This window comes from Flavobacterium gelatinilyticum, from assembly GCF_027111295.1.
GTDB classification, from domain to species: domain Bacteria; phylum Bacteroidota; class Bacteroidia; order Flavobacteriales; family Flavobacteriaceae; genus Flavobacterium; species Flavobacterium gelatinilyticum.
The window spans coordinates 5,204,600-5,219,320 of record NZ_CP114287.1; the positions used below are offsets into that span (position 1 = coordinate 5,204,600).

Sequence of the window (14,721 nt, forward strand, 5' to 3'; positions counted from 1 at the left end):
GATTGGCCTCAGAACAAGTAGTGAGGTAAAACTGAGGTCTTTCTGAATATTGTTTTTATCTAATTTACAGGATGCTTTTTGAAGTTTCCTAACCAAAAAAAAAGAAAATGAAATATTTATTTGTACTACTATTAGCAGGTGTAACAGCCAGTGCTCAGATTAAAAAAGAGCAGCTAAATTTAATGCCATGGCCTCAAAGCGTTGTTGTTAACGAAGGTAATTTTACTTTGACTAAAAACTTCAAAGTAAATATCTCAGGAAATCCAAATACAAGGATTTTTGGAGGAGTAACCCGCTTTCTGCGCCGGTTAGATGGTAGAACAGGTATATTTTTCGAACAAGGATTTATTACAAAACTAAACGAATTTCCAAATGCCGAACTGCAGATAAATTGTACCAAAAGCGGTAAAATTGGTTTGTATGAAGACGAAAGTTACCATTTAGATATTCAAAAAAATAAAATTACAATCAATGCCACGAGCGATTTAGGAGCTCTGCACGGATTGGAGACTTTATTGCAGTTAATGCAAAACGACAGTAAATCATTTTACTTTCCGATTTCAAAAATTTCCGATTTCCCAAGATTTACATGGAGAGGTTTAATGATCGATGCATCAAGACATTTTCAGCCTGTTGATGTTATCAAAAGAAATCTTGACGGACTGGCTGCTATGAAAATGAATGTTTTTCACTGGCATTTAGTTGACGATCAGGGATGGAGGATAGAAACCAAAAAACACCCAAAGTTAATTGAACTGGCTTCGGATGGATTGTATTACACACAAGAGGAAATTAGAAATATCGTAAAGTACGCCGATGAGCGTGGTATTTTAATAGTTCCCGAAATAGATGTTCCGGGTCATGGATCAGCCATACTTACTGCTTACCCCGAAATAGGAAGCAAAGTGATTACACTGACCGGAGGAACAGCCGAAAAAAATATTGAAGGTACCGCAATTGCGACCTATGGAATTGAAAGAAATGCCGGGATTTTTTCTCCTACATTAGATCCTTCAAATCCTAAAACCTATAAAATTTTAAGTGAATTATTTGATGAGGTATGCCCATTATTTCCCGGATCTTATTTTCATATCGGGGGAGATGAAAATGAAGGGAAAGACTGGGATGCCAATCCAAAAATTCAGGAATTTAAAAAGAAACACAATTTAAAAACCAATCACGAACTACAGACTTATTTTACGATGCAATTGGCTCCAATGCTTAAAAAACACGGAAAACAATTGATGGGATGGGAGGAAATTATGACTAAAGATCTTTCAAAAGATGCCATCGTGCATTCGTGGAGAGGTCCAAATGAAGGAATGCCGGCAGGACAATCATTGGTTGAAGCTGTAAAAAAAGGATACAAAACCGTACTATCAAATGGTTATTATATCGATTTGATGTATCCGGTGGCCAGTCATTATTTAAATGATCCAATGCCCAAAGGAGCCAATTTAACTGCAGAAGAAAAAGCAAGGATATTAGGAGGTGAAGCCACAATGTGGACAGAACTTGCTTCGCCGGCAACCATAGATTCAAGAATTTGGCCAAGAACAGCAGCGATTGCAGAAAGACTTTGGTCTGCAGAAGATGTTACAGATGTTGCCAATATGCGCAAACGTCTTGAAAGTGTTTCTTTCAGATTAGAAGAACTGGGTTTAACACATATTAGAAACAAAGCAGCTATTCTTAGAAACATAGCCAACAATCAGAATATAAAATCGCTGAATGAGTTTTCGAATGTATGTGAACCACTAAAAGGATATACAAGAAATATTGGCGGTACAGAATATCAAATGTATTCTCCGTTAACACTTTTTGCTGACGCCTGCACGCCAGATGCAAAGGATTCACTGGCTTTTGATGAAGCAGTGTCTCAATACCTGGCTAATAAATCAGCAGATAATAAAGCAAAAGTGGCAGCCTTTTTTAATAAATGGATTGCGGTAAATAAAGGGTTGACAGAATTAAGCACAAATGCACCTTTGGTACAGTCAATTCTTCCATTATCAAAAAAATTAAGCGATGTATCTCAGGAATTGTTACTGGTTCTGGATAATAAGCCAACATTAAAAGCAGCCGATTTAAAAAATCTTATAGAACAATGTAATACAAAAGATCACGCTGACGTAGAGTTGTCAGTTTATGAAAGTTTAAAAAAGCTAATTTAAAAATTTGGTTGAGTTAGTTGTTTAGTAGTTACCCATTGATTATTTAGTAATTAATTATCTCTGCCAGATTTTCTGGTAGAGATAATTATAGTCAAAATTCAAGAAAAAATACTAAGTCCTGATAAAATCCAAATGTAAAAAATGAGTACGAGATGAATTATTAACCTTAAAAACCAAATAAGAGAATACAATAAAACATGACAAAACGAGAGTATAGATCGATGATTAGTCCCAAATCTATCATTTGTATTTACGATTAATTTTTAAAATTATAAATAAATATCAATCACTGCTATTTACTAATGATTATGTATGAATCAGAAATAGTAATATTTATCTATAGAATGTAATTTGAGTTTATTTCCAATCGTCAGCAGCCTTCCAACCTGTAGACGAGTGAAACCTGACTGTTGAATAAACAGTTAAGGCCCAATTATTTATTTTCTATTAACCAATATTTATTAACTATGAAACATTATTACAGATTACTCTTTTTGTTGTTATTGTTTCCTTTATTCGCGTCAGCCCAGCCGGCTCACGGAAAAAAGGTAGTAGGGTATTATGCGCAATGGTCTATCTATGCCAGGGATTTTAATGTCCCGAAGATTGACGGAAGTAAATTGACGCATTTAAATTATTCTTTTTACGGGACTACTTATGATCCCGCTCATCCCGAGAATACAAAGTTAAAATGCCTTGACACTTATGCCGATTTTGAGCATATGGAAGGCGGGATTCCCTGGGATGCTCCGGTTAAAGGAAATTTTTATGATTTAATGAAACTGAAAGAAAAGTATCCTCATTTAAAAATTTTAATCTCTGTTGGAGGCTGGACAAAAGGCCAGGATCTTTCTCCAATTGCTGCCAGTCCGGTTGCAAGAGCTGCTCTGGCTGCAGATATGGTAAACTTCATTACGACTTATCCGTTTATTGATGGTTTCGATATCGATTGGGAATATCCTCTTTCGGGCGGAACTGACGGTACAGAAATCGTAAATGGAATGCCGGTTCCTCCGCAAAAATACAGTCCTGACGATAATAAGAATTTAGTACTTTTATTGAAAGCCATGCGTCAGGCAATGCCAAACAAACTAGTTACTATTGCTGCAGGAAACAATGTTAGAAATGTCTCTAAACAGTATTTAGGACCAAACAACAGAGCGCAGTACGGCATGACAGAAGATATTTCGACGTATTGCGATTATATTACCTATTTTGGATATGATTTTGGAGGAAACTGGTATGATAAAACCTGTTACAATGCTCCTTTATATGCAAGCGGTAATACAAACGATCCGCTTTATGGGGCAGCACAATCAGAATCATTAGACGAATTAACAAATCAATATTTAAACGTTATTGGTTTTCCTGCCAATAAGTTAATCATGGGATTGCCTTTCTACGGAAAAAAATTCGATAACGTTGCTGCAAATTCAACAAACGGATTATTTGTTTCGGCACCAAGATATATAGTTCCGGGATGTACAAATCCACAAAACCCAACAGGAACTTGGGATGGTTCCGGAGCTTGCGAAAAATCAGGAAGTATCGAAATCTGCGATTTAGTCGGAAATCCGGTAACTAATTCACATGCTTATCTTGATCCAAATACTATGATGGTAACGCCGTCTGCAGCTTCTGCAGGATGGGTTCGTTATTTTGATAATACCACTAAAGTCCCATATTTGTACAATTCGACTTTAAAACAGTTTATTTCTTATGAAGATAAACAGTCAATGGATTTAAAAGTACAATACATTAAATCAAGAAACCTTGCAGGAGGTATGATCTGGGAATTATCTCAGGATACCAGAGGCTCAATTCCTAATTCATTATTAAATCAGGTTGATACTTCTTTTGGAGGAGTAGTTCCGGGAACAGTAAGTATTGCAGGTTCTGTTAAAAACGGATCGGCTTTAGTGACAGATGTTACGGTTGAATTGCGTAATGCATCCAATGCGGTTCTTCAAACAGTAGTTTCTGCAACAGGAAACTTTACATTCAATAATTTAACTTCGGGACAAAACTATACACTTACTGCTTTAAAAGCTACTTATACGTTTACTCCAGTAAGTTTAAGCAATGTTACGACAAACCAAACAGCAGTTGTAATTAACGGAACGCAGCCAACTTACACGGTAAGCGGTACGGTTCTTAACGGATCAACACCAGTTTCCGGCGTGACCGTGTCGGCAGTTTCCGGCAGTACAACTTTAACAGCAGTTTCAAATGCGAGCGGTGTTTACAGTATTACAGGTTTAACAGCCGGACTTAACTTTACGGTTACAGCTGCAAAAACAGGATTCTCATATACTCCGGCTTCAACAGTTTACAATGCAATCGATGCAAACAAAACGTTGAACTTTACTCAGGGAACTGCCGTGGTTAATTACACAGTAAGCGGTACGGTTTTAAATAATTCAACTCCGATTTCGGGTGTAACAGTTACGGCATCTTCAACAGGAGGAAATTTTACAGCCGTTACGAGTACAGCAGGAACGTATTCGCTTAACCTGCCTTCAGGAGGAAATTATACAGTAACTGCTGCTTTAACAGGGCAGACTTTTACTCCGGCTTCTACAGTATATTCTAATTTGAATGCCAATAAAACGTTGAATTTTACTCAGAACGTTGTAGTAAGTTCAGCTAAAATAAGCGGAACAGTTAAAAACGGAACTAATCCGGTTGCGGGTGCTAAAGTAGAACTAGTTTTACCTTGGACAGACAATACACATAACTGGAAAAGTGTTTTAGCAACTACAGATGCGCAAGGGAAATATAGTTTCGATAATTCGGTTACAGACGGTTATACGCATGTTTTAAGCCTTAAATTAAATTCATGGGAAAATGGAGAAACAGCCTATTACCCAAATAATCTGGCAAACTTTGCTATTCCTGCAAACCCAACGGTTTACAACTTTAATACAAGTTCAACAGCAAAATCTGCAAAGGTTTTAGCAAACTTAATCAGCGGAACAGTTAAAAATGGTACAGTACCGGTTGCAGGTGCCAAAGTTGAAATCGTTTTACCTTGGACAGATAATACGCACAACTGGAAAAGTGTTTTGGCAACAACAGATGCATCAGGAAATTATACTTTTGACAATTCAGTTGTAGCGGGTTATACGCAAATTTTAAGTTTGAAATTAAATTCATGGGAAAATGGCGAAGTGACTTATTACCCAAATAACTTAACCAATTTTGCAGTTCCAACAACACCAACGGTTTATAATTTTAACAGAGAAGCGACGATTACAACTAAGCCGGTGGTTGCTATTACAGCACCAACAGCTTCGACGGTTGCCATAAATTTAGGATCAGCAGTTAATTTTGTTGCAAGTGTTGGATTAAGTGCTGCTGATGCCACTACAATCTCATCTGTTGTATTTAGTTTAGACGGGCAAAATCTTAGCGCAGCAAATTCTTCAGGAACTTATACAGCGAGTTGGACACCAGCAGCCAATCAGTTTTCGCTTAGTCATACATTAACCGTTACGGCAACTGCTTCAAACGGAACAACAGATTCAAAAACATATAGTTTTGTATTAAATTGTTCAGGTGCAAACTGTCCAAATACATTACCTGTAATTACTTGGAATTCACCATCAAATACTACTGTAACACAAAGTTCTTTTCAGGTTGTGCCAATTTTGGTTACAGCTGTTGATAGTGACGGATCAGTTTCTGGGGTTACAATTACAATAAATGGCGGTACATTTAATATGGCAGCAGGTGCAAATAATACCTACACATATAATTTTACACCAACGGCTTATCAGGATTATCCGGTTGTGATTAAAGCAACTGATAATAAATCGGCTGTAACTACATTAAACAATACCATTAAAATTGCTCCGGTAAGCACGAATAGATTTATTCCGCTTCCATCTAAAGTAATTTTGGGATATGCACATTCATGGGAAAACGCTTCGGCTCCATTTTTATATTTTTCTCAAATGGTAGGAAGCAAATTTAACGTAGTTGATTATTCTTTCGTAGAAACAGTTAATCGTGATGGTTACACACCAATATTAACTACAAATGACACCAGATATTTGACCAATGGTGTTTTCAATAAACAATTGTTGAAAAATGATATAAAAGCATTAAGAGACAGCGGTGTTCCTGTTATTGTTTCTATTGGAGGTCAAAATGGTCATGTTGCTTTAGACAATGTAACTCAAAAAAATATTTTTGTTAACGGCCTGAAAGCAATTATTGATGAGTATCAATTTGATGGAGTTGATATTGATTTTGAAGGCGGATCGATGAATTTTAGTGCAGGAGGCTTAAGAGATATTTCGTATGCGGGTATTTCTGCTTATCCAAGATTAAAAAACGTAGTAGATGCTTTCAAAGAATTAAAAGCGTATTATGGCCCAGGATTCTTATTAACTGCAGCTCCGGAAACACAATACGTACAAGGAGGTTATACCACCTATACGGATACTTTTGGTTCCTTCCTTCCAATTATTCAAAACTTGCGTAACGAATTAGACTTATTAGCAGTACAATTGTATAATACAGGAGGAGAAAATGGATTAGACGGTCAATACTACGGAACAGCCAAAAGAGCAAACATGGTAACAGCTCTTACCGATATGGTGATAAAGGGGTACAACATTGCTTCAACAGGAATGCGTTTTGACGGGCTGCCGGCCTCAAAAGTTCTTATCGCATTGCCAGCTTGTCCAAGTGCGGCAGGAAGCGGTTATATAACTCCGGCAGAGGGAATTAACGCTATGCATTATTTAAGAACCGGAACTACTTTTTCAGGAAGAACATACACTATGCAGCCAGGCGGTCCATATCCTTCTTTAAGAGGTTTAATGACCTGGTCTGTAAACTGGGATGCCTCTTCTTGTGGTAATTCATCTGAGTTATCCAAAGCCTATGCAGCATATTTCGCATCACAATCGGCAGCAAAAAAACTGGCTTTGGATGATATTTCTGCAACGAATAATACAACGTTAGCATATTTTAAAGGCAATGCATTATCGGTTACAAACGAAAACGAAGAGATCGCTCAGGTTGATGTTTTCAACGTTGTGGGACAGATTTTGATGAGCCAGAGAAATGTTCAGAACAATAAAGAAGTACTGCTTCAGAATCATAATTTCTCAACTAAGCAATTATTCTTAGTTGTAGTAACAGATAAAGCAGGAAACAAAAAATCATTCAAAGTAATGAACTTTTTAAACTAAAAGAATGATTAAAAATCTAGAAATAAAAAGACGGGACGGTTAAAATTGAGTTTGGTTATTTATTTTTTAACTAATTTTTATTTCTTACAAATGCGGCTTTAGGTAATTTGTTATTTGGTTTTTACCTAAAGAAGCGCATTATGAACCTGGTAGTTTTTACTGCCAGGTTTTTTTATGTTTAAAGAATTTCATTAACCCGCAGAGTGAGATTATTTTCAACACATAGAAACCTAGTTTGCGCAGTCGTCAAAAAGGCGTTTTAGTAATTTAAATACACAATAGATTAAAAAGAAATCAATTGCCTCCGGCTTTAGCCGGAGGTTATAAATTGTATTCTAAAAATGCTTTAGCCTAATTATCGCTTTTGGCTAAAGCCTTGCAAATTTGAAATCATTAACCTCCAGCTAAAGCTGGAGGCAATTGAAAAGAATTTATATTTCTATTTGTTAAAGTAACCCATTGGATGCAATTGTATTTTCTATGTAAGATTTAAAAATTATAACACGGATAAAACAGATTTGCTTCGCAAAAACGCGGATATAACTGATTTATATATTAAATTAAAATAATCCGTCAAAATCCGTGTCTTCGTGATAACGAATCCGTCTAATCCGCGTCAAAATATATAATTTTTGAATTACACCCAACGGGTTAAAGTATTTTTTAATTTTCAATCAATTAAGCATCCAGATAAGGATCTAAACTTCTGCAAGTTTATTAAGCCAGTAAAAATTATCATCAATATTCTTTATTTCAGATTCGATGGTTTCGCATCTTCTCATGGCGCCTAATGAAAGTGCATTATTTACTTCGCGTATCATTTTTGCCATTTCTTTACGCTCGATACTATTCGAAAAAAAATCATTTAATCTGGTTTCTACTTTAGTTGAAAGGTTTTCTGTAATCATAATCTCATTTTTTTGTAAATCTAAAGAATAATTATTTTTAATAGGACACAAATTTGTGTCAAAATATTGAAAATTAAAATGTTGGTTGTTTTTTACCTCAATTCTTTACTGTGCAATATTCCATTCAGGGTTGAATTAAAAAATGACTTTTTCTAATAGAAAAAGAATCTTTTAGGGATTGATTGTAATATGTAGTGGGGTATTTTAGCGTAAATTTTAAAAATGTATAAGAAATGAAAGTTGTATCAATTATTAAATATGTGTTTACTGCTATCGGTTTGGCTTTATTAGCCGGTGCTCTTTATCTTTATCTGGATAAAAAGGATTTTTTGAAAAATGCAGAAACTGTACAGGGAACTGTTGTTGAATTAATAAGCAAAAGATCCGATAATTCAATAACCTATGCACCTGTTATTTCTTTTACTACTAAAGAGGGAAATAAAATTGAATTTACTTCATCTGTGAGCAGTAATCCGTCAAGTTACAATGTAGGAGAATCTGTTGAGGTTTTATATGATCCTAAAGCCCCAAATAAAGCAAATATTAATGGATTTAGTTCTTTATGGATTGGTCCGTTAATTTTGGGTATTTTAGGTGTGATATTCTTTCTGATTGGTTTTATTATTATTTTGTATGGAATTACTAAACAAAAGAAAAAACGATATCTTCTTGACAATGGAAAACGTATTTCAACAACATTTAATGAAGTACGGTTAAATTACAGCTTAGTAGTAAATGGAAGACATCCTTATCAGATAGTGAGTCAATGGCTCGATACACAAACAAATAAATTATATGTTTTTGAAAGCGAAAATATTTGGTTTGATCCAACTGAGTTTGTAAAAACAGATGAAATTAAGGTCGTGATTGATCCAAAAAATCCAAAGAAATATTATATGGATATTTCGTTTTTACCAGTTTTAAAAAATTAGAAAGATTGATAATTTCTATGAGTAATTCCGGGGTATAAATTCTATTTACATCAGAAATAAAATAACTAAAAAACGCTCCAAATGGAGCGTTTTTAATATCTGAAATTTTCTAATTTCTAGTACAAAGCCGGAAATTTAGAAGGATTAGTTTCGTGCATCATGCTGTAAACTTTCTCAAAAATATCTTCGGCAGAAGGTTTAGAGAAATAATCGCCGTCAGTACCATAAGCAGGTCTGTGTGCTTTTGCAGCAAGAGTCTGCGGTTTGCTGTCAAGATATTTATAAGCATCCTGCTCTTCAAGAATCTGTTGTAAAATGTATGCCGAAGCGCCGCCCGGAACATCCTCGTCGATTACTAAAAGACGATTTGTTTTGGCTATACTTTTTACAATATCTTTATTAATATCAAACGGAAGAAGCGACTGAATATCGATAACTTCGCAGTCAATTCCTAAATCCAAAAGCTCGTTTGCAGCCTGCTGCACCAGTCTTAAAGTAGATCCGTAAGAAACCAAAGTAATATCTGCACCTTCTTTTAAAGTTTCAACAACCCCAATTGGTGTTTTAAATTCACCAAAATTCAAAGGTGTTTTTTCTTTTAAACGGTAACCATTTAAACATTCGATTACTAAAGCCGGTTCATCGCATTCTAAAAGCGTGTTGTAGAATCCTGCAGCCTGAGTCATATCTCTTGGAACCAAAACATGAATACCGCGAATGGCATTGATAATCATTCCCATTGGAGAACCGGAATGCCAGATACCTTCTAAACGGTGTCCGCGTGTTCTGATGATCAATGGGGCTTTTTGTTTTCCAACTGTTCTGTATTGCAATGTAGCCAAATCATCACTCATGATCTGGATAGCATACAGTAAATAATCTAAATATTGAATTTCGGCAATAGGGCGTAAACCTCTTAAAGCCATCCCAATTCCCTGGCCAATAATAGTCGCTTCACGAATTCCAACATCGGCAACACGAAGTTCTCCGTATTTTTCCTGCATGCCTTCCAAACCTTGGTTAACGTCGCCAATGTTTCCAACATCTTCTCCAAAAATCAATAATTCAGGATATTTGCTGAATAAAGCATCAAAATTATCGCGGATAACCATACGTCCGTCTAAATCCGGTTTGGCATTTTCTGCATATTCAGGAAGCACTTTTTGTACAGAGAATACATTTTGCGCTGAATCAGAATGCAGGTTGCTGCTGAATTTTTCCTGAGTTTCAGATAAGAAATTAGTAATCCAGTTTGATAAAAGAACTTTACTGTTTGGAACTTCAATAAAACGAAGAATCTTTCTGGCAAAAACCAGTAATTCTTTCTTTAAAGGTGCTTTAATCGCACTTAATTCTGTAATATATTTTCTGATTCTTTCTTTATGGTTAATACTCGCTTCTGCGATTTGCTCCAGTAAAGCCAGAAGATTTTGTTGTTCTTCGATTATTGGATTGATAAAATCATTCCAGGCCTCTTTTTTAGCTTCGAGAACTTCTTTTTTAAGTTCAAGATCTAATTCTGCCAATTCTTCAGGAGAAGCGATATTGATAGCGATCATCCATAAACGCATCTGGCGTATACAGTCGTAATCTCTTTCCCATGCCAGTCTTTCGGCACTTTTGTATCGTTCGTGAGAACCAGAAGTAGAGTGTCCCTGAGGCTGTGTTAATTCGTTTACGTGAATTAAAACCGGAACATGCTCTTCGCGGGCAATTGCACCGGCTCTTTCGTATGTAGAAACGAGTTCTGCATAATCCCAGCCTTTTACCCTGAAAATATCATATCCTTTAGAATCTTCATCACGCTGATATCCTTTTAAGATTTCAGAGATGTTTTCTTTTGTAGTCTGATGTTTGGCGTGAACCGAAATTCCGTATTCATCATCCCACACGCTCATTACCATCGGAACCTGTAAAACTCCTGCGGCATTTATGGTTTCAAAAAATAAACCTTCAGAAGTACTGGCGTTCCCGATAGTTCCCCATGCTACTTCATTTCCTTTTACCGAAAACTTGTCTTTGATGGTAATTCCGTCAACGTTTCTGTAAATTTTAGAAGCCTGGGCTAATCCTAATAATCGGGGCATTTGCCCGGCAGTAGGAGATATATCTGAACTTGAATTTTTTTGTTTGGTAAGATCTTTCCATGATCCATCTTCGTTTAAACTGTGCGTTACAAAGTGTCCGCCCATTTGTCTTCCGGCAGACATTGGATCAAAATCTAAATCTGTATGACCGTACAGACCTGCAAAGAATTGTTTAGCATTTAATTCGCCGATAGCCATCATGAAAGTCTGATCGCGATAGTAACCGGAACGGAAATCACCATCTTTAAAGGCTTTTGCCATGGCAAGCTGCGGTACCTCTTTTCCGTCGCCAAATATTCCGAATTTTGCTTTTCCTGTTAATACTTCTTTGCGGCCTAATAAACTACATTCACGGCTGATAACTGCAATTCTGTAGTCGGTTAATACTTCAGTTTTGAAATCTTCAAAAGTTAGTGTAGAGTTGCTTTTTTCTATAATCATAATCTTGAGGGTCATGTTTAGACCGCAAAATTACTTAAAAACAATCAATAATCATAATTCTTTAAAGTAAATATAATTTAATTATTTGTATTTAAAATGAAAAAAACTACGTATTTATTTGTGTTATTTTTATGTTTTTTCTTTTTTTAATGAAAATATTTCAAGTTTTTCTTTAAAATTTCTTCAATTAAAACCATTTTCGGGTAAAAAGGTTAAGTAATGTTTTTGGAGAGAAAGTAACAACAAAACGAATTTTTTCGCTGTATTTGTTCTGTGAAATCTCCCAGCCGTTATTTGAGTATACCGGAAGATACAGTTCGAAGTAGTCCGGAACCAGGTTTAAGCGTATACCGCTGTCGTATGCAAAGTACTCATTTTGATGCTTATTACGCAAAAAACCAAGATCTCCATAGACTTCAATCCAGTTCCATACGGCATAACTGGCGTTTAAAGTTGTCATCCACTGATTGGCGTAAGCTGGTTCAAGCTGCGATTTAAAACCTCCTTCGGCAATTACATACTGCTGGCTGAAAATACCGCTGCTTTCAGATCTTCCTAACAAATTATAATCAAATAAATAATCAGTTGGGCGGTCTAAACCAAAACTAAAATAATCTGAATTAGTTCTGTTGTAAATAAAACTTCCGACAAACAGTCTTAAGTTTAATTTTCGGTTGTTTTCAAACAATCTTCTGTATTCAATTTCTGCCGAAACTTTTCCAAATCTGCCGGCAAACTGCAGATCAGTCATAAAATTAAAATGATCTACCAATTCTGTTTTGGTATTCGAGTACCGAGCATTAAAAATAGAATAATTTGGACTTGAATTATCCGTGATATATTTACTTTCCTCCCTGTTTACAATAACCTGTCGAAGCAGGATAAGCTGTTTGCGGTTGTCCCTGAAATTTTCTTCACGAATGCGAAACTGTATCATTGGGTTCAGACGCAGATAAGTCGCGTCCGGTGCATAATGATAATAATTCTGGCTAAGTGAATAACGAACATTGTACAACGTACTGTTTCGGTAATACTGACTCCATGAAAATGCCGAAGATCCTGATAATGTTCCGGCTTTGAGAGAATAAGCAGGATTTACATCAAAATTAAACGGTTTATCGAGTATCGTTTTATTATGAAAACGAATTCCCGGTGTAAATCCGTCATAATAATTATAAGTTAAAGTCGGGATATACAATATCTGATTGTAATATGGATCTTCGAGATCTTTTGCAAAATTAAATTTAATAGGGCGGTTGGTAATCACCAGATTTTTTAGTGATTTCCAGTTGTTTCTCTGATTAAATTCCGGAACTTCATTATCATAATTGATAACCAGTTTATCAGCATTTTTACGTGCAAAATGATAAACGGAATCCGTTTTTAAAGGCTCGATCCATTCTTTAAAAACTACTTCATTTTTTTTAACGCCATAAATAGGAATAGGGGCATAAATACCCGTTCTGTTTTTTACCTGAACCTGTACACTGTCTGCCGTTTTGGTAACATGGCCAAATCGGTAATCAATAATATCCCTGGAATCGATAATGGTTTTAAAAAACCAGTCGATATTTTTAGGACTTTTTCTAATCAGTATTTCTTCAAAATCATAGCGATTTGTCTGCTGCGTCTGATTCAAAGCGTAAAATTCCTGAACACTTTCCGGTACAATATCATGGTTTAAATAATCATCTAAATAACTGAAACTTAAACCTGCACGATACTTACTTGCAATTTGTTCATTGAACTTTATTAAAGTGTTTTTAGGATCTCCCAATGGCTGATCCAGATTTTTTCTTGCCATCAGCATATAATAATAGCTGTACTGCTCGTTAAAAGTCAGATTCGTAATATTGTAACTCTTAAAAAGTTTCATTTTCGAAAGTCTTCCCAGCATTTTTTGGTCCAGATGATTTTCTTCCATGTACTTCATCATGGCATAAATCTGAATTCCGTCATACACCCAATTGTCTTTTCGCGGATCCAGGCGGAGACTGTTCTTAAGATAATTGTTCAGATAGGTTTTGAAAAATGTAATTTCAAACATAAAATCATCCGTAAACGGACTAATAAACGACGGCAGCTGATTTAGTCCATAAAACGGATTACGCTCATAATCCTCCTGCGATACTGTTATTTTTTCGTACGGATATTTCCCTATAAAACGGTTAGTAAACGAAGCAACTCTGTTAATGATAATTGCTTTTTCTACCTCGCTGATTTTTTTGTTTTTCAAATCAGATAAAACCTCAATGGTTCCATTGTCAAAACTCCTGTAAGTGTTTTCTTTTTGGATAATTAAACTAAAATCATTCCTGTTTTTTCCGAAGAATTTGTGAGTACTAAAAGCAGGATTCGAGATATCTTTTGAAACAGAGTTTAAATCAGTTGTAATAGAGTAGTTGTTAGGGACTTTTATTTCCAGCTCATAATCTGCTGCATCATTTGCAATATCATCCAGATTATAATTACTGTTTTTAATAAAACGATGATTTTCGAAACGGGCAGGGCTTAAAAACCAGTTTTTCAAATTCATGCCTCCGTTTTGGTCAAAACCGTAACGGGTAAATTTATCGCTTGGAATTTTAGAAATATAAGTTATGTGAAGATTAATCTGTTCGCCCGGATATAATTTCTGGTTTAATTTGATAACAATTATATCCGGATTTTTATCACCTCTTTCCCATTCAAGGGCTGTAAAATCAGAGTCTGTCAGATTAAGAATGGTTGTATTTCCTCTTTCTGCCGCTTTTGCCAAATGAAAACCTCGATAAAATTCATCCGAAAAACGTCTTGCCAGCGGTGTATTTTTATCAGCAAACGCACTATTCCAGTCATTTAATACAATCGATACCAAAGTATCATTTGATGTGTTCAAATACGTAAGGTCCTGTTTTACATTCAATGTTTTTAATTCAAGATTTACCGCCACTTCCATCTTAGATTGATGTTGTGCGTACTGTTTTATTGAGCTG

The 14,721-nt window shown here is 35.5% G+C and carries 6 protein-coding genes; 3 read left to right on the plus strand and 3 right to left on the minus strand.

The genetic code is table 11. The features are described 5' to 3' along the window. The first annotated feature begins 107 nt into the window (after positions 1-107). Together OZP11_RS22590 and chiA are read left to right on the plus strand one after the other, a co-directional pair. A complete protein-coding gene (locus OZP11_RS22590; protein ID WP_281232744.1) occupies positions 108-2,174 on the plus strand; it encodes a beta-N-acetylhexosaminidase in 2,067 nt (688 codons plus the stop codon). A 467-nt stretch (positions 2,175-2,641) separates the two neighbouring features. Beyond that, entirely contained in the window at positions 2,642-7,378 is a 4,737-nt protein-coding gene (gene chiA / locus OZP11_RS22595) for a T9SS-translocated chitinase ChiA (RefSeq protein ID WP_281232745.1), read from the plus strand. A gap of 698 nt (positions 7,379-8,076) precedes the next feature. On the opposite strand, the gene OZP11_RS22600 is transcribed toward chiA, so the two are convergent. Further along, positions 8,077-8,286, minus strand: coding sequence for a hypothetical protein (locus tag OZP11_RS22600; RefSeq protein ID WP_281232746.1), 210 nt, complete (start codon positions 8,284-8,286; stop codon positions 8,077-8,079). Between the two features lie 233 nt (positions 8,287-8,519). On the opposite strand from OZP11_RS22600, the gene OZP11_RS22605 reads away from it, so the two are divergent. Beyond that, positions 8,520-9,218, plus strand: coding sequence for a DUF3592 domain-containing protein (locus OZP11_RS22605; protein WP_281232747.1), 699 nt, complete (start codon positions 8,520-8,522; stop codon positions 9,216-9,218). Between the two features lie 116 nt (positions 9,219-9,334). On the opposite strand, the gene OZP11_RS22610 is transcribed toward OZP11_RS22605, so the two are convergent. Both OZP11_RS22610 and OZP11_RS22615 read right to left on the minus strand, forming a co-directional pair. After that, positions 9,335-11,746, minus strand: a complete 2,412-nt coding sequence (locus tag OZP11_RS22610; protein WP_281235558.1) for an alpha-ketoacid dehydrogenase subunit alpha/beta — start codon at positions 11,744-11,746, stop codon at positions 9,335-9,337. 187 nt (positions 11,747-11,933) lie between these two features. Beyond that, positions 11,934-14,684: a gluzincin family metallopeptidase gene (locus OZP11_RS22615; RefSeq protein ID WP_281235559.1), complete on the minus strand. Its 2,751-nt coding sequence runs from the start codon at positions 14,682-14,684 to the stop codon at positions 11,934-11,936. Between the last annotated feature and the right edge of the window lie 37 nt (positions 14,685-14,721).